General features: G+C 41.0%; 25 protein-coding genes. All 25 read right to left on the reverse strand.

All coding sequences use genetic code 11. The annotated features are described in order from the left end of the window. Nucleotides 1-95 precede the first annotated feature (95 nt). Entirely contained in the window at nucleotides 96-1715 is a 1620-nt protein-coding gene (gene groL, locus ACXYSN_RS04725) for a chaperonin GroEL (protein WP_373113726.1), read from the reverse strand. A gap of 15 nt (nucleotides 1716-1730) precedes the next feature. Beyond that, complete coding sequence (groES, locus tag ACXYSN_RS04730) at nucleotides 1731-2015, reverse strand: co-chaperone GroES (RefSeq protein WP_000917314.1); 285 nt, start codon at nucleotides 2013-2015, stop codon at nucleotides 1731-1733. Nucleotides 2016-2151: 136 nt separating this feature from the next. Then, nucleotides 2152-2445 (reverse strand): hypothetical protein, encoded by a 294-nt coding sequence (locus ACXYSN_RS04735; RefSeq protein WP_000256768.1) that lies wholly within the window; start codon nucleotides 2443-2445, stop codon nucleotides 2152-2154. A gap of 101 nt (nucleotides 2446-2546) precedes the next feature. Beyond that, complete coding sequence (locus tag ACXYSN_RS04740) at nucleotides 2547-3401, reverse strand: PTS system mannose/fructose/sorbose family transporter subunit IID (RefSeq protein WP_029689583.1); 855 nt, start codon at nucleotides 3399-3401, stop codon at nucleotides 2547-2549. After that, nucleotides 3385-4227, reverse strand: coding sequence for a PTS mannose/fructose/sorbose/N-acetylgalactosamine transporter subunit IIC (locus tag ACXYSN_RS04745; protein ID WP_000156207.1), 843 nt, complete (start codon nucleotides 4225-4227; stop codon nucleotides 3385-3387). The genes ACXYSN_RS04740 and ACXYSN_RS04745 overlap by 17 nt, the downstream gene beginning before the upstream one ends. A gap of 57 nt (nucleotides 4228-4284) precedes the next feature. Further along, nucleotides 4285-4779, reverse strand: coding sequence for a PTS system mannose/fructose/N-acetylgalactosamine-transporter subunit IIB (locus tag ACXYSN_RS04750; protein ID WP_000261775.1), 495 nt, complete (start codon nucleotides 4777-4779; stop codon nucleotides 4285-4287). Between the two features lie 14 nt (nucleotides 4780-4793). After that, nucleotides 4794-5231 (reverse strand): PTS sugar transporter subunit IIA, encoded by a 438-nt coding sequence (locus ACXYSN_RS04755; protein ID WP_458636328.1) that lies wholly within the window; start codon nucleotides 5229-5231, stop codon nucleotides 4794-4796. Nucleotides 5232-5370: 139 nt separating this feature from the next. Further along, nucleotides 5371-6669 carry an ABC transporter substrate-binding protein gene (locus tag ACXYSN_RS04760; RefSeq protein ID WP_458636329.1) on the reverse strand — a complete coding sequence of 433 codons (1299 nt, stop codon included), beginning with the start codon at nucleotides 6667-6669 and terminating at the stop codon, nucleotides 5371-5373. Then, nucleotides 6666-7349, reverse strand: coding sequence for a response regulator transcription factor (locus tag ACXYSN_RS04765; RefSeq protein ID WP_025173290.1), 684 nt, complete (start codon nucleotides 7347-7349; stop codon nucleotides 6666-6668). Before ACXYSN_RS04765 ends, ACXYSN_RS04760 begins: the two co-directional genes overlap by 4 nt. 21 nt (nucleotides 7350-7370) lie before the next feature. Then, the gene (locus tag ACXYSN_RS04770) at nucleotides 7371-8672 is read right to left on the reverse strand and encodes a sensor histidine kinase (protein ID WP_458636330.1); all 1302 of its coding nucleotides are present in this window, start codon (nucleotides 8670-8672) and stop codon (nucleotides 7371-7373) included. After that, nucleotides 8672-9655 (reverse strand): substrate-binding domain-containing protein, encoded by a 984-nt coding sequence (locus ACXYSN_RS04775; protein WP_458636331.1) that lies wholly within the window; start codon nucleotides 9653-9655, stop codon nucleotides 8672-8674. Before ACXYSN_RS04775 ends, ACXYSN_RS04770 begins: the two co-directional genes overlap by 1 nt. Nucleotides 9656-9843: 188 nt before the next feature. Then, nucleotides 9844-10239: a single-stranded DNA-binding protein gene (locus ACXYSN_RS04780; protein ID WP_006151850.1), complete on the reverse strand. Its 396-nt coding sequence runs from the start codon at nucleotides 10237-10239 to the stop codon at nucleotides 9844-9846. A 74-nt stretch (nucleotides 10240-10313) separates the two neighbouring features. After that, a complete protein-coding gene (locus tag ACXYSN_RS04785) occupies nucleotides 10314-11075 on the reverse strand; it encodes an SDR family NAD(P)-dependent oxidoreductase (protein WP_458636332.1) in 762 nt (253 codons plus the stop codon). 41 nt (nucleotides 11076-11116) lie between these two features. Continuing rightward, nucleotides 11117-11743, reverse strand: a complete 627-nt coding sequence (gene ytpR / locus ACXYSN_RS04790; protein WP_458636333.1) for a YtpR family tRNA-binding protein — start codon at nucleotides 11741-11743, stop codon at nucleotides 11117-11119. Nucleotides 11744-11752: 9 nt separating this feature from the next. Further along, nucleotides 11753-12070 (reverse strand): thioredoxin family protein, encoded by a 318-nt coding sequence (locus tag ACXYSN_RS04795; RefSeq protein ID WP_458636334.1) that lies wholly within the window; start codon nucleotides 12068-12070, stop codon nucleotides 11753-11755. Then, a complete protein-coding gene (locus tag ACXYSN_RS04800; protein ID WP_458636335.1) occupies nucleotides 12067-12357 on the reverse strand; it encodes a DUF4651 domain-containing protein in 291 nt (96 codons plus the stop codon). The genes ACXYSN_RS04795 and ACXYSN_RS04800 overlap by 4 nt, the downstream gene beginning before the upstream one ends. Before the next feature lie 75 nt (nucleotides 12358-12432). After that, nucleotides 12433-12687: a DUF1912 family protein gene (locus ACXYSN_RS04805; RefSeq protein WP_458636336.1), complete on the reverse strand. Its 255-nt coding sequence runs from the start codon at nucleotides 12685-12687 to the stop codon at nucleotides 12433-12435. Nucleotides 12688-12696: 9 nt separating this feature from the next. Then, the gene (locus ACXYSN_RS04810; RefSeq protein ID WP_458636337.1) at nucleotides 12697-14031 is read right to left on the reverse strand and encodes a DUF438 domain-containing protein; all 1335 of its coding nucleotides are present in this window, start codon (nucleotides 14029-14031) and stop codon (nucleotides 12697-12699) included. Continuing rightward, nucleotides 14031-14264 (reverse strand): DUF1858 domain-containing protein, encoded by a 234-nt coding sequence (locus ACXYSN_RS04815; RefSeq protein WP_000368732.1) that lies wholly within the window; start codon nucleotides 14262-14264, stop codon nucleotides 14031-14033. Before ACXYSN_RS04815 ends, ACXYSN_RS04810 begins: the two co-directional genes overlap by 1 nt. Nucleotides 14265-14365: 101 nt before the next feature. Next, nucleotides 14366-15145 carry a hypothetical protein gene (locus ACXYSN_RS04820; RefSeq protein ID WP_458625328.1) on the reverse strand — a complete coding sequence of 260 codons (780 nt, stop codon included), beginning with the start codon at nucleotides 15143-15145 and terminating at the stop codon, nucleotides 14366-14368. A gap of 151 nt (nucleotides 15146-15296) precedes the next feature. After that, nucleotides 15297-15647, reverse strand: a complete 351-nt coding sequence (gene rbfA, locus ACXYSN_RS04825) for a 30S ribosome-binding factor RbfA (protein ID WP_006150303.1) — start codon at nucleotides 15645-15647, stop codon at nucleotides 15297-15299. Nucleotides 15648-15813: 166 nt separating this feature from the next. After that, nucleotides 15814-18555, reverse strand: coding sequence for a translation initiation factor IF-2 (gene infB, locus ACXYSN_RS04830; protein ID WP_458636338.1), 2742 nt, complete (start codon nucleotides 18553-18555; stop codon nucleotides 15814-15816). A 16-nt stretch (nucleotides 18556-18571) separates the two neighbouring features. Further along, complete coding sequence (locus ACXYSN_RS04835) at nucleotides 18572-18871, reverse strand: YlxQ-related RNA-binding protein (protein ID WP_303943518.1); 300 nt, start codon at nucleotides 18869-18871, stop codon at nucleotides 18572-18574. Next, the gene (gene rnpM / locus ACXYSN_RS04840) at nucleotides 18864-19157 is read right to left on the reverse strand and encodes an RNase P modulator RnpM (protein WP_006144965.1); all 294 of its coding nucleotides are present in this window, start codon (nucleotides 19155-19157) and stop codon (nucleotides 18864-18866) included. The genes ACXYSN_RS04835 and rnpM overlap by 8 nt, the downstream gene beginning before the upstream one ends. A gap of 20 nt (nucleotides 19158-19177) precedes the next feature. After that, on the reverse strand, nucleotides 19178-20314 hold the full coding sequence (nusA, locus tag ACXYSN_RS04845; protein WP_441348549.1) for a transcription termination factor NusA: 1137 nt from the start codon (nucleotides 20312-20314) through the stop codon (nucleotides 19178-19180). Nucleotides 20315-20329 lie beyond the last annotated feature (15 nt).

Raw genomic sequence — 20329 nt, forward strand, 5'->3', positions numbered from 1 at the left:
TTCAGATAAAAAAAGAGGAAGCTGATCTCCCTCTTTTTAAGTGATTCAAAAGAAACAGGTAGAAATAAAGATTTCTACCTGTTTTTTTATATTTCTTAGTAACCACCCATCATAGATGGATCCATTGCTGGAGCTGGGGCTACTGGTTCTGGTTTGTTAGCTACAACTGCTTCGGTAGTCAAGATGAGACTTGCTACTGAAGCTGCGTTCTGAAGGGCTGAACGGCTTACCTTAACAGGATCAATGATTCCTGCTTCAATCATATTGACCCATTCACCTGTCGCAGCGTTGAAGCCAGTTCCAAGTTCTGCATTTTTCAAACGATCAATAACAATTGAACCTTCATAACCTGCGTTGTGGGCAATTTGACGTACAGGCTCTTCTAAGGCACGAAGAACAATATTGCGACCTGTTGCTTCATCGCCTTCTAATTCCAAGGCAGCGACAGCTGAGATAACATTAACAAGGGCAGTACCACCACCTGCAACGATACCTTCTTCAACAGCTGCACGAGTCGCGTTAAGAGCATCTTCGATACGGAGTTTCATTTCTTTCAACTCAGTTTCAGTTGCAGCACCAACCTTGATAACAGCTACTCCACCTGACAATTTAGCCAAGCGTTCTTGAAGTTTTTCACGGTCGAATTCTGAAGTTGTTGTTTCAATTTGTGATTTGATAACAGCGACACGGTTAGCAATTGCTTCAGGATTTCCCGCACCTTCTACAATAACAGTACTATCTTTATCTACAGTCACTCTCGCTGCTTGACCAAGCGCTTCAATAGTAGCATCTTTCAATTCAAGACCAAGATCTTCTGTGATAACAGTTCCGCCTGTCAAGATAGCGATATCTTCCAACATAGCCTTACGACGGTCCCCAAAGCCAGGAGCCTTAACAGCAACGACGTTGAAAGTTCCTCGAATCTTGTTCAAGACAAGAGTTGGAAGAGCTTCACCGTCAACATCATCAGCAATGATCAAGAGTGGACGGCTACTTTGAAGAATGCTTTCTAGAAGTGGCAAGATTTCTTGGATATTTGAGATTTTCTTATCGGTGATTAAAATATATGGATTTTCAAGGTCTGCCACCATTTTTTCATTGTCAGTGACCATGTACTGTGATAGATAACCACGGTCAAACTGCATTCCTTCTACAACTTCAAGCTCTGTTTCCATACCACGTGATTCTTCAATGGTGATGACTCCATCTTTGCCAACTTTTTCCATAGCTTCAGAGATGTACTCACCAACTTTTTCAGAGCGAGAGGATACGGCAGCGACTTGTGCAATAGCTTCCTTGCTTGATACTGGAATGGCATTGTTCTTCAAGGCTTCCACAGCAGTTGCAACCGCTGCTTCAATCCCACGACGGATACCGATTGGGTTTGCTCCTGCTGTAACGTTTTTGATCCCTTCACGAACAATAGCTTGGGTCAAAACTGTTGCAGTAGTTGTCCCGTCACCAGCGATATCATTGGTTTTAGAAGCAACTTCTGACACCAATTTGGCACCCATATTTTCAAAATGGTCTTCTAGTTCGATTTCTTTAGCGATGGTTACACCGTCATTGGTAATCAATGGTGAACCGAATGATTTTTCAAGAACGACGTTACGTCCTTTAGGTCCCAAGGTCACTTTAACAGTATCAGCTAGGATATCAACGCCACGGACCATTGCTGAGCGTGCATCAGATGAAAATTTAATCTCTTTTGACATACTTATTTCCTCCTATTATTCTTCCACAATTGCTAAGATGTTAGCCTCACCAACGATGACATATTTTTCATCACCATCTTTGACTTCAATACCCGCATGAGCTTCGACTAAAACTTGATCTCCAACTTTTACACTTGGAGCAACTAGTTCACCGCTCAAGGTACGAACACCTTGTCCAATAGCTACTACTTTAGCTGTTTTTGTTTTTTCTTGGGCTGATCCTGCAAGGACAAAGCCACCAACTGTTTGTTCTTTTTCTTCAATTTTCAAGACCACGCGGTCTCCTAATGGTTTCAACATCTGCTTTCCTCCATAAGATAATCATATTATTAGCACTCTTTGCATACGAGTGCTAAACCATAGTTCTATTGTATCACTTAGTCAGAAATAGTCAAGAAAAAAACACCTCAAAAATGAAAGAGATGTTCCTTTAATATTAATTGAGAATCGTCAACTTTTGATTGAAATCATCGATAACCTTTTGGAGATTGATCCGCCCGCGGTAGATACCATATCCAAAAACCACCATTCCTAATATTCCAATCAAGGCAAGTAAAATTCCGAAAATTAAGAGTGGGAGGAAGGTTTTATGAAAAAGATAAATCAATACCACACCAATACTAGCAGTGATAAAGAGCAAACTGAACCAACGACCCAAATTTTCAAGCATGTGGCGTTGATACTTAATTTCTGTTTCATATCCATTAACAAGTTCTTGTTTTGTAACCATGAAAATCCTCCTGATAAAAATTGAGAATGAAGTGTAAGAGAAGGAGGTTAATCTACTTCATTCTCAAAATTTTTACTAGTAAATATTGGGTTCTCTTGACCTTAGTAATTAAGATGTGGGTCAAAGATACCTAGAGCAACACCAATTAAGGCAACAACAACTAGAATTAACATGACTTTGTTTGGTGAAACTTTTTTCTTAGACATCAACCACCAGCAAATAGTGATGAAGGTTGCTGTCAAGAGACCTGGATAAACACCATCAATCTTTTCTTGAATTTTAAGGAAGGCTTCTCCGTTAGCATTTTTAAATTCGAGTGCTGTTGTAACAGAGACCCAAGTCGCTGCTACGGCACCAATAACCATACCACCGACAACGCTGATTGCTTTACGAAGAGCTTGTCCTTTTGGTCCTACTAGGAATTCAACGGCTTTATCCCCTAATTGATATCCTTTGAAGAAGGCAAAGCGCATACCAAAGTAGACTAGGAAGTTCCATACGACGATGTAGAAGATAGCACCAGCGACGTTACCACCTTTAGAAAGACCAAGTGCAATCCCCAAAAGAACTGGAATCAAGGTACCAACGATCAAAGAGTCACCAATACCAGCGATTGGTCCCATCAAACCGGCACGCATCCCATTGATGGTTTCACCATCTACTGCATCTCCATTTGCACGTGCTTCTTCCAAACCAGCTGTAATCCCTACAACAAGAGATCCAAGTTGCGGTTCAGTATTGAAGAAAGCAGTATAGGTTTGCATAGCATCTTTTTGTTCTTCTTTTGTATCATACATTTCTTCTACGATTGGAAGCATAGAAGTCAAGTACCCAAAGGTTTGCATGTGTTCTTGAGAGAAACAAGTCAAATGACCATAATACCAATGATGAAATGCTTTTGCTAATGTTTTCTTTGAAATTTTCTTTCTATCAGCCATTTTAAATATCCTCCTCATCATCGTCTACGTAAACAGCCCCAGCTGGAACAGCTTTCATAGATTTGATTACTTCAAGTTCATAGTAGATTACTGCAAAGATCAATGAAACAACCGCACTCGCTACCAAGTTCAAGCCGAGAGATTTAGCCAAGGTAAATCCAACAAAGAATGGAATGAAGTCAGTTGCTTTTGTAACAATTTGTTTCAACAAGATAGCAATACCGACACATGGGAGAAGAGCTCCGACTGTAAAGAGAGCTTTCATCCAGAAACCATCCATAGGAAGGTAAAGTTTCATCAAATCAACCATGTTTTCACCATATTTAGTGATAATCATAGTTGGAAGGAAAGAGAAGAGGAAGTGAGAGATCCATGGGTAAACCCAGTCAACTGCGTAGAGTTTTTTGAAGTTTCCTTCTTCAACGGCTTTCCAACCAATGTGTTGCCAAAGCAAGTTCATGGTAGCTGTTCCGTAGAAAAGAACAGTACCGATTGTCCCAACGGCCGCACCGATTGGGGCTGCAGCTGCTGCAATTCCAGCTTCGTCTGTGATGTGATTTGCATGCACAAACAAGATAGCAAGAGGAACACCGATATAAGAAATGGCACGAACATCCGCAGATACGGTTCCACCAGGTGTTACCAAGGCGATATAAACGACTTGAAGGGCAACCCCTACCATAATACCGGTTGTCACATCTCCAAGAATTAAACCTGAGATCAACCCACCAATCAAGGGACGACCGAGTGTATAGTTCCCGATACTGGAACCTCCCATACCAGGCATTGAAGACAAGCTGGCGAAAACTGCAAGCAAGATTGCTTGAATCCATGAAATTGTCATAACAAACGCTCCTTTTTGTTTGTAAATTTATTTACCTAATTAATAAAATTGTTAGGTTTAAAAACCAAATTTAGATTTGAAATCATCCCAGTAACCAATCGAAACATCAGGCAACAACTGGAATTTCACCTTATAGCCTGCTGCTTGAATGGCTTGGAAGGCTTCTGCTTCTTCCTGTGTGATGGATTGGTTATTACCCAATTTCACTGCACCAGGACGATCATTTGCAGGGCCTACGATGATTTCTTTAACATCCCCTGGAACAAAACCTTGATCCACCAAAATTTCCTTCATATCGATTGGGTTTTTGGTAATCAAGAAATACCGACTGTCAGATTCCGTGACTTTTGCTGATTTTTCTTTAAAGGCTTCTTTTGTCCATACAAAGGTTTTCTTGTCTGACGCACCCTTGTATGCTTGAATTAAAACCTTGTTTGATGCTGCTGCATCGTTTACGGCAATTAAACCATCACATGGTTTTTCCTTTGCCCAACGTGTGACTGTTTGACCGTGAATCATGCGGTCATCAATCCGTACAAATGTTACTACCATAAGGTACCTCCCTATTAAATATCGTCATCATCTTCTTCAGCACTAGTGGCTGAAACTTCAAAAGGCTGTAGTGCAGATTGTGCTTCTGATAAGATGGTGGCTGACAAATCCTCTCCATCCAACACATCCTTCATCACAACTGCTGTCAAGGCCATGGTGAGGTTCATCCCACCAAGGATCAAAGCTCCATCTAGCTTTCCAGCTTCTTCTAGGACAGTGGCTGCCGTGGTTAATGGACTACCACCTACAATATCTGCCAAGACCAGCACAGAATCATCTGCTGTCAATTCTGAAATGCTTTCTCTAAATTCAACTGCAAAATCATCAATCGATTTTCCTTCTTTGAGTCCAACTGCGATGACCTGATTCATCTTATCACCAGCAAACATAGCTAGTGATGTTTTTAGGCCTTCTGCCAATCCTCCATGACTGACTAAAATGAGGTATTTCATTTTGCTACGCCTCCTTTATTTGAGTCTATTGTAGATTATTTGAAAGCGTTTTTATATTGTCAAATGTCACATTATAAACATGACATTTAGCAATAAAAAAATGACATCTGTCACTTGACACGATGTCATCTTTTTTTCTTTAAAATCCTACCTGAAGACTACTTTCAATCTCCCTTTGAATTTGCGGCAGGCGGTTCTCAACATCTTGATTGCGCAAGGCATTGCCAATCAAGTAGTCTAGCTTTTCTAACACTTCTTTCGAGACATTCTTGGGACTACTTTCAACAGCTTGTTCCATGATTCGGTTCAAGGTCTGATTGGTTAAGGAATCCGCCCCAAAATCATCCACTTGCAGAAGATCTTTACTAGAACGACTCTTGACTACATCAGGTATGACAGAAATCCCTTGAGATTCAGCAAAAAGAGTTTGTTGGATTTCTGGATCCTCTGTCAACACTTGCATCAACTCCCAAGCCAACTTTGAATGAGGAGTCCGAGCAGACATGGCAAAAGAAGTCGTCGTAACCAAGGTCGCCTTGGTGGTTTTTGACTTAGCTGGCATAGGAATACAGGTCCAGGTGAAGTTTGAATATTTGGAAACATGATAGGGATAAGGTTTATAAGTCCTATATTGAGCCAGAGTCATGGGGTAAAACGCTACTTTCCCCTGGTCAAAATCTTTGGAACTCACCTTATAATTTTTATTTAACTCTTCCAATTTTTGCAGAAAAGTCAAAGATTCTTTGACTTCTGGAGCTGTGAGCTTGAGCATCCCTCCTTGAAAGAGACTGCCTCCATTTGCTGCCAAAGCTTCTTTCCAGGTGTATTCTGTACTCCCAAATTGGTCCAATTGCCCATCTCCATTGGTATCTTTGGTTAGTTTTTTACAAATTGTATAGAACTCTTCCAAGCTCCAACCTTCTTTGGGAACCTCAATGCCTTCCTTATCCAGCAAATCTTTATTGACACACATTAAGATAGGATTGCTTTCGTAAGGTAAGGCATAAGGTTGTTCCTGATAGACACAGGATTCAAATGCAGCGGTATAAAAAGTAGTCTGATCTTTTTGACTCATATAACCATTCAAATTTTCTAAAACGCCACGCGCTGCTAATAAAGAAATATCTTGTTCAGAGACCATAAAGACATCCGGTGTCTTTCCTGAAACAATTTTTTCTGAGAGCCAGTTTGAATATTCAGACTGTGGAATCCCATTTTCATACTCCACACGGACATTGGGATGGGATTTTTCAAATTTTTCAATTGCTCGATCCAAAGCATGCGAACGTTGACTGGTTGGTACATCCCAACTAGAACCTGCATAAACTCCTATATGAAGCACGGTTGGTTGCTGTTTCCACCAATAAATCCCTGCACTTACACAGAGCATGATAAGGAGCCCAATCCCAAAATAAAGATACTTTCGCTTTAATTTCATTCCGTATTCCCTTTTGAAAAATCGCGTCTGGTCACTCCTGTTTGGACTGACCAAATCGCTAATTGCGTTCGATCCCGTAGGTTTAATTTTGCCAAAATCGTTGATAAGTAATTGCGCACGGTTCCTTCTGACAAGAAAAGTTTGGCCGCAATTTCTTTGTTAGACTCGCCATAACCAATTTCTTGAATAATTCGCCATTCCGTAGTGCTTAAATCTTTGACATTATCTTCATCCACAGTAATAGAAAAGTTGGATTTAGCCATCTGTGAGAAAATTTGAAAGACTTTGCTAGCGATATTTGGGTTAATCATAGCTCCACCCTGATACACCACTTTAATCGCTTCATAGAGCTCGTCTGTCGAGGTCCCTTTTAAGAGATATCCTGAAGCACCATATTTGAGCGCACTATAGATAAATTCATCATCATCAAAGGTCGTTAAAATGATAATTTTGATATCTGGATAATGCTCTTTAACTTCTTTTGTAGCCAAAACTCCATCCATACCTGGCATACGAATATCCATCAAAATCAGATCAGGATGAGTTTGTGGAATGCTCGACAAGACATGATTCCCATCTTCTACTGTTGCTACCACTTCGATATCGGAGTGAGCTGACAAAATAATTTTCAGAGATTCTCGAATCAAAGACTGGTCATCTGCCACCATTACTTTTATCACCATCTCTTATCTCCCTTCTTTTTATTTCGGTAAACTGACTCGTGTGAAAAATCCATCGCGACTTTCAAATTGAAGTTGTCCTCCTAGGATAGAAATACGCTCCATCATCTGCTTGAGCCCATATCCATAGGTCAAGGTTTCAAAGCCAACTCCATTGTCCTGCAACTCTATCATGTAATCTGCTTCATCCTCAAAAAAATGAAGTTCCATTAGACTAGCATGGCCGTGACGAACCGCATTGGTCATAGACTCTTGAATCACACGAAAAATCGTATCTTCAATCATGACGTCCATATCGACATCAACCCATTCATAGATTAAATCAACCTGTAAATTTGAAAGATTCTGATACTCATGAATCATTTTTTCTAAAGCATCTTTGAGAGTTCGTCCCTCAAGAGCTCCTGGCCGAAGGCGATTGAGAGAGCCTCTCACATCTTGAATCCCTTCGCGGACGACTTCTGACACATTTTTCACCTGTTCTTTTGCCCGATTAGGATCGATATCAATCAAGACTCCAACTGCATCTAAACCAGCTGAGATTCCTGTTAACGCATGCCCCAAGGTATCGTGAATCTCACGAGCAATCCGCTTACGCTCCCGATCCTCTGCAATTTTCTCAGATAAGGCCATATAGTTGTTCAACTCCGTATTAACTTTGGATACCATGGCCAATTCCTCTTCCACTTCGTGGTTCTCCGCAAGGACATTCATAATATAAAACAAAAGCGAAATAATGAAGAACACCAAATTTGAGGCATATAGAGAATTCTTCAGAAAAAAGGCCAAAATTCGGAGGGAGGACGGATAAAACTGAATATACGTATCCAAGGACGGAATCGGAAAGAAAAGTGAAAAGACGTCTGAGTTGGTCACAAGAAGCATCAGGAAACTCACTAGTATAAACGCAAACCAATACTTGCGATCTCGTTTAGTATTCAACTCTTTAGAACCATAGAAAATATCCGCAAAAACCAAGAGAATAATCCCATTATAAGCTATATTTTGAACCCACATCAAGAGCAACATCAGGAGAATCTCTAGAATATTTCGTTTATCAAAGATAGACCATCGGCTCGTTTGAGGACGATAACGAGCCATCGATATCAAGGCAATCCCAGCAAATAAGAGCGCAGACAACCAAAAGGTCAGAGAAGGCGCAAAAGGAACGCGATCTAAGCGTTCTACTAACAAAGAAGCTTGTCGTTGGACGATGATATAGTTGGTTGCTTGAAGATAGATAATACTATTGAGCATGACTGCAATAAAATTCACGATCATCAGGAGGGTCAAACTGTATCGCACACCTCTAAATTTTCTCATCACTGCCACCCATTCACATCGAATCGATCGATGTTTTCCTTTGTCATCATTTGAACTGGAATAGTTACCTCTTCAGAGTAGCTCTTCCCATCAACAATATCCTGAATGACTTCCATCACGCGATCTCCCATCTGCAAAGGAGACTGAGCAACTGTTCCCACAACATCATCTGTTGAATGCAATAAAGATTTCATATCTGGTGAACCATCAATTCCATAAATCGCAATGGGGTAGCTAATTCCTTTCTCCTTAATAGCAGCTAAAGCTCCTATAGCTGAACGGTCATTTAAGGCAACCAAGGTATCGATTTTAAATTCTAGTTGCAAGAAGTTGCGTACAGTTGGCATCGCAATTTCTGTCTGTCCCTTAGTTTCTAGTTCCGAGACAATCTGATAAGATTCGTGTCCTTCGATAGTATCCTTAAATCCCTGAATACGTGTATCTGCTGAAATTGTTCCTTTATGCTCCAAGAGGAGTATCCGAGCACTAGAAGAGCGTTTCATCAGCTCTTTCGCAATCAATACTCCTGCTTGGTAGTTATCGGATACAATACTAGCATCAGGCTTAAAATTCTTCAACTGAGTATCTACTGCAATAATCTTAATCCCTTGTTTTCTAGCTTTTTCAAGAGCCTTTAAAATTAGTTGACTATCCCCCTTGACCGGATTAATCACAATCACATTGACTTTTTGAGCGCAAAAATCATTGATTTGTTGGCACTGTCTTTCTTCGTCCAATTCTGGATCTCGGACATAAACCAGAGCTCCCCTCTCGTCAGCAATTCGACTAATTTCCGAATGAATACTTTTATAGAACTCATTATTCATGGTCATATAGGTGACACCAATCTTAGTCTTTTCATTCATACTAGTCGTTTGACAAACTGTATAGACCCACAAGAGAAGACAGGCCACTGGAATCAGCAGTAATATCCGTTTTATCAACCATTTCAACTGTTCTTTTCTCTCTTTATTTCCCTTCAAGCTTCGTTCCTTTTTCTGAAAATTTTGAATATACTTTACTTTATTTTACTATTTTTTCAAAAAAAGTGCTTGATTTTATTGTACAAATGCATTTAACTATTTTATTTCTAAGAAGTAATTCCCGAATCATTTGACTATAATAAACCAAAAAAGCTGGTCTATTGACGAACCAGCTTTCTTTATTATTACTAGAAGGGAAGTTCCTCCTCTTCCAAAACTAAATCTGCTAAGTCTTGACCTGCATTATTTTCACGCATCGCGCGTTGAGCACGACTTTCCAAAAGTTGGAAGCCTGTAGCGAGAACTTCGGTCACGTAGTTGGTCTGACCATTCTTCTCAAACTTACGGGTACGGAGCTCCCCATCTACAGAAATGAGACTGCCTTTAGTCGCGTAGCTGGCCAAGGTTTCAGCCAATTTCCCCCAGACCACAATATTGATGAAGTCCGCTTCACGTTCCCCGTTTTGATCCTTAAAACGACGGTTAATGGCAATCGTCGCACGAGCTACAGACTTATCATTGTTGGTTTTGTGCAATTCTGGCGTTGCCACAATTCTTCCAATAAGAATAACTTTATTATACATTTTTCATCCTCCTACTTATCTATTCGAAGAAAAATAAAAAAAGTTACAAAATCTGTAACTTTTTTTAAATAATATTAATCTCTGTGAATCGTAAATCCAGTAGCTTGTTGATTGGCCATGATGGTCATATCTGTGATTTGTACACGACGTGGTTGACTGGTCACATAAACTACTGCATCAGCGATGTCTTGTGCTTGCAAGGCTTCGATTCCCTGATAGACCGTCGCAGCCCGTGCTTCATCTCCATGAAAACGTACCTTAGAAAAATCCGTCTCTACAATTCCAGGTTGAATAGTGGTCACCTTGATATCTGTAGCAATAGTATCGATACGTAAGCCATCCGAAAAAGTTTTGACTGCAACCTTGGTTGCTGAATAGACTGCTGCACCCGCATAGGCGTAAATACCTGCGGTCGAACCCATATTAATGATATGACCTTGATTGGCAGCTACCATGGAAGGCAAGAGGCAACGAGTAACAGCCATCAAGCCCTTGACATTGGTATCCAGCATGGTCAGCATATCCAACTCTTCATAGTCCTGATAGGGAGCTAAGCCTAAAGCAAGTCCAGCGTTATTAACTAGGATATCTATCTGACCTATAGTTTCTAGAATATCTGAACAAACAGTCTTGACCATATTCATATCGGTCACATCTAGCGGAAAGGTCCAAACATTTTGATTCGGAAAGGCTTCTGCAAACTCTGCTTTGAGAGCTTGGAGTCTTTCTGTTCGACGTCCTGTGAGAACAATATTTTCACCTTTTTCTAGATAGGCACGCGCGATTGCTTCACCAATACCTGATGTTGCACCTGTAATCACTACATTTTTTGCCATCTTACTTTCTCCTATCTAGTTTAATAGATACTCGTTACCAATTAAACTGTCCAGTGTTTAGCCGGATCGAATGGAGTTCCAACAACTTGGTCTTCTGACAATTCAATAACACCACGCTTTTGCGGAGCATTTGGTAAGGCAAGTTCACGAGGACTACACATCATACCAAAACTCTTTTCTCCACGAAGTTCCCCTGGAAAAATGAGATTGCCTTTTGGCATCATCGCTCCTGGAAGAGCTACAATGGTTTTCAAGCCGACACGCGCATTAGGAGCACCCGCAACGATTTGTACTGTTTTATCATTTCCAACAGCAACTTGGCAGATATTCAAGTGATCACTATCTGGATGCGCAACCATCTCTACAATTTCTCCAACGACAAATTTTGGTTCCTTGTCATTGATGATTTCTTCAGTAAATCCTTGAACTTGCAATTCTTGATTCAAACGAGCCACTTGGTCGTCTGTTAGAAATACTTGGCCACGGTCTTCAAGTTCAAACAAGCTAGAAACTTCAAAAATATTCCATGCAACAGTTTCACCAGTTCCCTTTAGGAAAACACGCGCCACATTGCCTTTACGCTCAACATCTAGTTTGGCATCTCCACTGTTTTTCACGATGACCATAAGGACATCGCCGACATGTTCTTTATTATATGTAAAAATCATTCTTTTCTCCTATTTCAAACCTGCTAAAAAGTCATTGATTTGCCCCTTGGTTTTACGATCACGATTGACAAAACGTCCAATCTCCTTGTCCTTGTCTAAAACAACAAGACTTGGAATCCCGTATACATCCCAAAGTTTAGCAAGTTCCATGTACTCATCACGGTCTACCCGTATAAAAGTGAACTCTGGATTTGCCGCTTCAATCTCTGGCAAGGCAGGATAGATATAACGGCAATCGCCACACCAATCCGCAACAAAAAGGAAGACCTTCTTGCCATCCTGCTCTACTAGATTTGCTAATTCTTCTATATTTTTAGGAGAAATCATAAGACTTCCTCCTCGTAGATGAGATCTTCATCTTCATAGACAAAGGTATAGTGACGACCATCTTCAAAAATGACACCACCAACAAGACGTTCTAGGCTACTTTCGTAGACTTGGATATAGAGAGTCCCAATCTCACCCATTTCTGAGAAATAGTCACGCACAACAGCAGTTAACTCTTCCTGTGTCTTCATGAGTTTGTGATCATCAGCTACTTTCTTAGCACCAAAGGCAAGTGCTCCAAGCCCTGCCACGACTAAACCTGTTTTAATAATATTTTTCGTTTTCATGCTAACATTGTAACACAAAAAGGCTCAAGGAACAATGAAAAAGGGAGTTCCACTCCCCTTTCCATTTTCTACAATTTAATAATTTCTCTCACCAAACAAACCTTCTGGTAAATCATGGAATCCCTTGCCTGCCTTGAAGTTTTCAAACTTACCTAGCAAGAACTGGTAGGCGTCCAAGCGACTTTCGTAGCGAATCATGGCATCTTTAGCGCGCTCATCTTGATCTTCTTCATAGACCTTTTGACTTTCTTTGAAGGCCATATCGTTAATCATGATTTGGGTATTGACCCAAGCTTCAAATTCTTTCATAAATTCTTGTTCGTAACTCATTGTCTCTCCTTATTCTATTCCTCGATAGTAGTCTGTATCAATCTCACGGTAAGGCTGGATATCCTGAACATACTCCAAGACTCCTTGAAACTCTCCGTCTTCATCGTGTACCGCAGCATAGGTGATATGGACAAACTTGCCCCGTGACTCCGACTTGAACCACATCTCATACTTGTCTTTTTCCCCCTCACGAAGACCTTTCATAATGGCCTTTACCTTGTCTAGGTACTTGGGTGGGTGACAAAGCTCAACATTTCGCCCGACTTGGGATGGTGTCCGCTTGAAAATCATCTCATCTGCTGGTGTATTATCGTTATAATACTGGAAGATATCATCCTTATTAACAAAGGTAATCTCCATAGGCAGGTGATTAAGGATAAGATTGGCTTGTTCAACCGAGAGATAACCGTTGCCAAAAGCCTGTTGGATATTACGGTCTAGCACTGCTTCCTTTTCCTTAGGTGTAAAGGTAATAGTAAACTGCCCTTCTGGCGTATCAATCACTTGCTGAACTTGGCCATCTGACTTATCTAACTGCACAGGCTCCTCTTCTCTTTTTTCATCAACAAAACTCTGACGTTCTGGTACCCATTTTTCAGACGGACGGATGATAGCATAGCCATAGGCATCACTTTCCTCGGCAATCTGAATCCAGTCATCTTGGGTAAAGGATTCGAGTAGAATCATGAGAAGGATAGACTCTTCCTTAAAAATCATACTCTCAAACTCTGTCGCAAAAGCTTCAAAGGTTTCTTTTACATTTGCAATGGTTGTTTCTGGCAAAGATTTAACTGAAGATAAAGCTTTTTGATAGAGTTCCCTGATTTGGTCATCCACTCCCCACATGACCTTTGGAGGCGAGTCATGTCCATAACGCTCCATGATTGGAAAGAAGAGTTCTTCCTTGCGCTGGTAGTGACGGTCGAACTGGCCTACAAGTCCCATTTGGCGAACCAAACCTTTACGCATCTCCGTAAGCATTTCCTCGTCTTCCATAGACTCATATGTGTCTAACAATCTACGAACACGAATCAAGGCTGCACGTAGGGCTAGATTTTCATCCTTGAAGACACGCACAGGATGACCTGGATGTTCAGTATCCTCAACCTCAACACCCTTAACAGCATTTTTAAAAAGATTGGCATGGACATCACAGAGCTCCATGACATCCTCAAATGTTACACCTGAGTCTGAGTTCATCAGCTCATGTTCCATGAGAGAAATCTCAATGGCTGATACACCTGTGAAGGTTGCATCAAAGCATTCCTGAACGGATTCAGGAGATGCTCCATGATGCAATTCTAATAAAATATCCCGAAGGACATGAATTCGTTCATCTGTCATTAGTCTAATCCAATCACTTCGTAACCATTTGCTTCAAGGGTTCGTACAATCTTGTCCATAGGAGTTCCTTCGAGCTTAGAACCTTGTTTGAGCGAAACCTTTCGACCTACAGTATTGCGCATCAAAGGATTTGCAAGAGGTTTAAAACCAAGCTCAACTAAAATATCTAAAACCTCTGGATGCTTGTCCACCACTTCCGCAACAGGAATAGATACATCAATAATATTATCCATCACAACCTCCATCATATTCTCTCGCTAGTTTTTCTTTTCTTATTATACCACAAGGATTTAGATAAAAAAACTAGCAGTACAAGCCTGCTAGTTTCTTCACATTACTCTGCTTCGATAATTTCTGCTTCTTTTCGAATTATCTCTACGTCCTTTTGATATTGAATTTCATTGTAATTGACTAGTTTGGATAATTCTCTTTGCAAACTTTTACCCATCGGTTTCATAGTTGTATAGGTTAAACCACCTGAAACGATACCTCCTAGAATCGGGATACATTTGCCTAGCCCTTTAGCAAAACCTCCCTTTGTCAGATTTACCCCAAAAATTTTCAAAACTTTTTCTAAAATGGGATACCACAAAGTCTTAGCTAAAGCCTTCTGGGGAACTGTCTTCATGATGTGTTTAGCAACTGAAACTCCACCAGATCGAAGGAGAGCTCCAGCGCTATTGACTCCAAGCATAACTCCGAGATAGAGCAAGAGTGTATTTTTGGCTTCTTCACTCAATTCATTTCGAGAAGCCCAAAGATCATCATAGCCATAAATATATCCCAATTCTTGCGCTAGTTTTAAGGAAAAAGCATAAAACTGAGCAACATCTGTTGGGATGGTGATTGCCAAAGCTAGACCACCTGGTATACCTGCAATTACAGAAGTACCACTTGCCAATAAGACATTATCCTTGATACAAGTATCGGCAACTTTATCTAAAGCATCTTGAGACAATAAGGCTGTTGGGCCCTCTTCTAATAATCTAGGAATATCCTTTGGATCCAATAGTTTGGAAAATTTATCTACTAAAAATTTTGACCGATCAACTTTGACAACAGGGAGTTTCACGACTTGTTGCAATACTTGCAAAGCTACATCTTGTTTAGACATCTTGTTTTTTTCTCTTCTTCTATCAATTTTGAACTATATCATATCACATTTATTCTAGAAAAGAAATTTTCTGAACTCATTTTTTCTTGATAAGCTTTTAGTAAAGCAGAGTCCTCGTTTATAAAACAAAAAAGAGGGTTCCCCCTCTTTCTTAGTTCTTATCCAGATTGCGTAGCATCTCGTCAATCTTGTTTCCATACTCGATGGATTCGTCTTTAACGAAAGTTAAGTCTGGAATTTTATACAATTTCAAATTACGACCAAGTTCACGTTTGATGGTTCCGGTTGCTTTTTCAAGTCCGATTTGAGCTTTTTGATTATCTGAGGCAAGGTTACTCAAAATAGTATAGTAGACCTTAGCTACAGATAAGTCACCTAGCATCTGAACATCTGTGATGGTCACTCCTTGGACACGTGGATCACGGACTTTCTTTTGTAAAATCTCATTGACTTCACGCTTGATTTCCATGCCCACACGGTCCGTACGGAAATGATTTCCCATGCTATTCCTTCCTCTCTATTGAACCAAAAGCTAGGCCAGCAGACCTAGCTATTTTTATTAGATAGAGGAACTAGAGCCATTTGAATCTAGGAAACAAGCCTTAGATAGAACTAAGGGTTCATCAAGGCGCTGTTGACGACGAGTCAAATTGGCTATCGTTTCTCTATTATCTCTTAATTTCTTCCATGATGTATGCCTCAATCACATCATCTGTCTTGATATCATTGTAGCCATCAATCATGAGACCACCTTCACGGCCGTTTGTAACTTCTTTGACATCATCTTTATAGTGTTTCAAGCTTGCAAGTTCACCGTCGTAGATAACGACTCCGTCACGAATAACACGGACTTTAGAGTCACGAGTAACTTTACCGCTAGTAACCATAAATCCACCGATTGTTCCGACTTTAGATACTTTGAAGGTTTCACGGATGATTGCTTCACCGATAACTTTTTCTTCGAATTCTGGATCAAGCATCCCTTTCATAGCTTCTTCCATCTCTTCGATAACCTTGTAGATAATGCTGTGGAGACGGATTTCTACATCGTCTGCTTCTGCTTGTTGACGAGCTTGTGGTGTAGGGCGTACGTTGAAACCAATGATAAAGGCATTTGAAGCTTCGGCAAGGGTGACGTCAGATTCATTGATCGCACCAACTGCTGAGTGAACGATGGTAACTTTTACACCTTCCACATCAATCTTTTGAAGGGAAGCATCAAGAGCTTCAACAGAACCTTGTACGTCAGCTTTGATGATGACGTTAACAGATTTAAGTTCACCAGCTTTAAGAGTGTCAAATAGATTTTCTAGGCTGACACGTTGAGTAGCTTGACGTTGCTTCATAAGAGCACGTTTAGCACGTTCTTCACCAGCTGCACGAGCAGATTTTTCATCTTCGTATACGGCAAAGTGGTCACCTGCCATTGGCGTTTCGTTCAAACCTGTGATAGAAACCGGAGTAGATGGTCCAGCCACCTTCACACGACGTCCAAGGTCATTGGTCATGGCACGTACACGACCGAAGGTATTTCCGACAACGATTGGGTCTTGAACGTTCAAAGTACCTTGTTGTACAAGGAGGGTTGCAACCGCACCTTTTCCTTTATCCAAGCGCGCTTCGATAACAGTACCGATGGCACGAACTGTCGGATCTGCTTTAAGTTCTTGGATTTCAGCCACAAGAAGGACAGTTTCCAAGAGTTCATCGATATTTTGGTTGAATTTGGCTGAGATTTCTACAAACTCAGAATCTCCACCCCAAGCAGTTGACATAACACCGTGTTCAGCCAATTCACCGATTACACGTTCTGGATTGGCACCTGGTTTATCAATCTTGTTAATGGCAACGATGATTGGAACATTAGCCGCTTTTGAGTGGTTGATAGCTTCGATAGTTTGAGGCATAACCCCGTCATCTGCCGCTACGACCAAGATGGTAATATCAGTAACAGAGGCACCACGTGCACGCATAGAAGTAAAGGCCGCGTGTCCTGGTGTATCGAGGAAGGTAATCTTCTTACCATTTTCTTCGATCTGGTAGGCACCGATATGCTGAGTGATACCACCTGCTTCTCCTGTAGCAACACGTGAATTACGTAGAGTATCCAAAAGTGTTGTTTTACCATGGTCAACGTGTCCCATGATGGTTACAACTGGTGGACGCTCAACCAACTCATCTTCATTGAGGTATCCATCTTCCACGAAGAAGCGTTCGATATCAGCATTATCCACTTCAACCTTTTGTTTAGCTTCAATTCCGTAATCAACCATAAGGAGTTCAATTGTTTCTCCATCCAGAGATTGGTTTTGAGTGGCCATTACGCCCATCATAAATAGTTTCTTAACAATCTCAGCTGGTTCACGTTTGATACGTTTTGCGATTTCCGCAACAGTCATACCATCTGTATATTCAAATTCTGTTGGCAATTCATGGAATTTACGCTCTGTAACAGGTTTTGGAGCCTGGTTACGGTTGTTTTGTTTGTTACCTTTTTTATTTTTCTTATTGTTATTCCAGTTACTATTTCTTTGATTTCTCACTTGATTCTGACTACTTCGATTCTTTTGTTGTTTTCTAGGACCATCTTCTTCACGATCGTAATCATCACGATCTTTGTCTGGTCGGGCTTGTTTTTTACGACGTGTATCCACTACAGGCTCTTTGACTACAGGAGCTACTTCAACCGCTTGCTGAGTTTGTTCAGCTAGCTTAGCAGCTTCTTCAAAGATTTCCTCTGGTTCTTTGCGTTTATTAACTTGAGCTAAAGCTTCTTTAGCTGCTTGTGACTGTTTGAAGCGTTCCTCGCTTGAACGTGCGTATTCGGCATTTTGCTCCGCCTTCAGGGCTGCTGCACGAGCCTTGAAATCAATACGTGGGCCAGCTTGGTTCGGACGATTGTCCGCTTGTTGGCGGCGATCGTTCCCACGATTTCCTTGACCTTGCTGTTTCTTGGCTTGATCATTAAAACGACGGTTGTCGCGGTTTCCTTGACCTGGTTTTCCACCATTACGGTTCTCATTCTTTTGGCGGTTGCCATTTTGTTGTTGGTCACGGTTGTTGCCCTTGTTTTGCTTGCGTCGCTCTGCTTGCTCTTTTGCACGAGCTTCACGCTCTGCCTTGAAGTTTCGGCTTTGTGGTCTAGCAGCTACTACTTTCTCTTCCTTAGGAGCTACTGGTGTTTCAGATTTCTTTTCTACCTTCGCTTCACTTGCTTTTGGTGCTACAGGTTTTGCTTCTGCTTTAGGAGCAGCAGGCTTAAAGCTAGCAACGATTTTTTCAGCAGCATCAGCTTCAACGCTTGACGAGTGGCTCTTCACCTCCAAGCCCAACTCTTTGGCACGCGCTACAACTTCCTTACTTTCTTTTCCAAGTTCTTTTGCGATTTCGTACAATCTTTTCTTAGACAAATCATGTCCTCCTCTTCTATTCCATAAGAGACCTCATTTTCTTTGTAAATCCAGCATCTGTCACAGCTAAAACCTTTCTTGATTTTCCAACTGCTATGCTTAATTCCAGTGTTGAAAACACGGTTACAACTTCTACTTGATAATAGTGACTTTTATCTTGAATCTTCTTGGTCAGGTTGGGAGCAGCATCATGTGCTAGAAATACCAGCTTAGCTTTCTGTTCCTGAATGGCTTTGACAACCATTTCTTCACCCGAGATAATTTTCCCTGCTCGTTGAGCCAATCCCAAGAGATTACCTACTCTTTGCTTATTCAAGTCCTAACTCTCTTCTTTTTACTTTGTGATCAACATAGGCGATCAACTCGTCATAAAAGCTTTCTTCAACTTCCATATTAAAGCTACGGTTAAAGACTTTTTTCTTTTTAGCCTCTAGGGCTTCTGCATTGTCTAGCTTGATATAAGCGCCACGGCCATTAGCCTTGCCTGTCGGATCGATAAAGACTTCGCCTTCTTTGTTCTTGACAATACGGAGTAAATCTCGCTTATCAATTACTTCGTTGGAAACAACAGACTTGCGCAAAGGGATTTTTCTTGTTTTCATCTTTCCCTCCTCTAGCAATCTTATTCTTCAATATACTCTTCTGTTGTTGCGTAATCAACTTGATCAGCTTCTTCCATCGCTTCAAACTCACTAGCTGACTTGATATCAATGCGGTATCCAGTCAAGTGAGCTGCCAAGCGAACGTTTTGCCCACGACGACCGATTGCAAGAGATAGTTTGTTATCTGGCACGACGACCAAGGCACGCTTGCTATCATTTTCATCAAAGATAACTTGGTCAACTTCTGCAGGAGCAATAGCATTGTAAATAAATTCAGCTGGATCTGCTACCCACTCGATTACATCGATGTTTTCTTCTACAGGTACCATGCGGTCGCTCTTAGCATCGTAACGAGCTGGATGGAATTTGCTTGTGATTTTCTTGATGTTAGCACCACCGCGTCCTACGATTGTTCCGATAGCATCCACGTTTGGATTGTGACTACGAACTGCAACCTTGGTACGGTCACCCGCTTCACGAGCTACACTCATAATCTCAACAGTACCATCGTAGACTTCTGGAATTTCTTGTTCCATCAAACGTTTAATCATTTCTGGATGGCTACGGCTAACAAAGACGTTAACTCCACGAGGGTTATCTTCCACTTTGTAAACATAGACTTCGATACGATCATGAGAAGCAAAAACTTCTCCAGGAATTTGGTCTTGTTTTGACAATTGGGCTTCGATGCTACCAAGGTTGACATAAATGAAGCGGTTATCAAAACGTTCGACTGTACCTGACATGATTTCTTGTTCATGTTCTTTGTATGTATTATAGGTAATGGCACGTGTTTGCTTGCGCATTTTTTCCATGATGGTTTGTTTCGCAGACTGAGCCGCTACACGACCAAACTCTCCTGGTGCTTCTTCAAATTTGATTTTGTCACCAAGCTCATAGGCTGAATTAATGGCAAGAGCATCTTTCAAGCTGATTTCCAAACGGCTATCAAATACTTCATCAACAACTTCGCGAACTGTGTAGACTGTAAAGTCACCTGTTTTTTCGTTGAAGTCGATAGCTACGCTATCTGATTGACCATAGCGTCTACGATAAGCAGAACGAAGTGATTCTACTACTGCGTCGATGATATCTTCTTTCTTGATTCCCTTGTCTTCTTCCAAAATGCGGAAGGCCTCTAGCATTTCTTTACTCATGTTCTTTTTACTTTT

The sequence above is a fragment of the Streptococcus sp. V869 genome (assembly GCF_054353515.1).

Excerpts from the sequence above, each read along its gene's own strand:
- ACXYSN_RS04820 (WP_458625328.1), bottom strand. The coding sequence starts at position 15,145 with ATGTCTAAACAAGATGTAGCTTTGCAAGTATTGCAACAAGTCGTGAAA.
- ytpR (WP_458636333.1), bottom strand. The coding sequence starts at position 11,743 with ATGATTTTTACATATAATAAAGAACATGTCGGCGATGTCCTTATGGTC.
- ACXYSN_RS04815 (WP_000368732.1), bottom strand. The coding sequence starts at position 14,264 with ATGGATAATATTATTGATGTATCTATTCCTGTTGCGGAAGTGGTGGAC.
- ACXYSN_RS04740 (WP_029689583.1), bottom strand. The coding sequence starts at position 3,401 with ATGAGGAGGATATTTAAAATGGCTGATAGAAAGAAAATTTCAAAGAAA.
- ACXYSN_RS04780 (WP_006151850.1), bottom strand. The coding sequence starts at position 10,239 with ATGTATAATAAAGTTATTCTTATTGGAAGAATTGTGGCAACGCCAGAA.
- ACXYSN_RS04755 (WP_458636328.1), bottom strand. The coding sequence starts at position 5,231 with ATGAAATACCTCATTTTAGTCAGTCATGGAGGATTGGCAGAAGGCCTA.
- ACXYSN_RS04810 (WP_458636337.1), bottom strand. The coding sequence starts at position 14,031 with ATGACAGATGAACGAATTCATGTCCTTCGGGATATTTTATTAGAATTG.
- ACXYSN_RS04800 (WP_458636335.1), bottom strand. The coding sequence starts at position 12,357 with ATGAAAACGAAAAATATTATTAAAACAGGTTTAGTCGTGGCAGGGCTT.
- ACXYSN_RS04795 (WP_458636334.1), bottom strand. The coding sequence starts at position 12,070 with ATGATTTCTCCTAAAAATATAGAAGAATTAGCAAATCTAGTAGAGCAG.
- ACXYSN_RS04735 (WP_000256768.1), bottom strand. The coding sequence starts at position 2,445 with ATGGTTACAAAACAAGAACTTGTTAATGGATATGAAACAGAAATTAAG.
- nusA (WP_441348549.1), bottom strand. The coding sequence starts at position 20,314 with ATGAGTAAAGAAATGCTAGAGGCCTTCCGCATTTTGGAAGAAGACAAG.
- ACXYSN_RS04745 (WP_000156207.1), bottom strand. The coding sequence starts at position 4,227 with ATGACAATTTCATGGATTCAAGCAATCTTGCTTGCAGTTTTCGCCAGC.
- groES (WP_000917314.1), bottom strand. The coding sequence starts at position 2,015 with ATGTTGAAACCATTAGGAGACCGCGTGGTCTTGAAAATTGAAGAAAAA.
- ACXYSN_RS04770 (WP_458636330.1), bottom strand. The coding sequence starts at position 8,672 with ATGAGAAAATTTAGAGGTGTGCGATACAGTTTGACCCTCCTGATGATC.
- ACXYSN_RS04750 (WP_000261775.1), bottom strand. The coding sequence starts at position 4,779 with ATGGTAGTAACATTTGTACGGATTGATGACCGCATGATTCACGGTCAA.
- rbfA (WP_006150303.1), bottom strand. The coding sequence starts at position 15,647 with ATGGGAAATCATTTCCGTACGGACCGTGTGGGCATGGAAATCAAGCGT.
- ACXYSN_RS04760 (WP_458636329.1), bottom strand. The coding sequence starts at position 6,669 with ATGAAATTAAAGCGAAAGTATCTTTATTTTGGGATTGGGCTCCTTATC.
- groL (WP_373113726.1), bottom strand. The coding sequence starts at position 1,715 with ATGTCAAAAGAGATTAAATTTTCATCTGATGCACGCTCAGCAATGGTC.
- rnpM (WP_006144965.1), bottom strand. The coding sequence starts at position 19,157 with ATGAAAACAAGAAAAATCCCTTTGCGCAAGTCTGTTGTTTCCAACGAA.
- ACXYSN_RS04785 (WP_458636332.1), bottom strand. The coding sequence starts at position 11,075 with ATGGCAAAAAATGTAGTGATTACAGGTGCAACATCAGGTATTGGTGAA.
- ACXYSN_RS04805 (WP_458636336.1), bottom strand. The coding sequence starts at position 12,687 with ATGAGTTACGAACAAGAATTTATGAAAGAATTTGAAGCTTGGGTCAAT.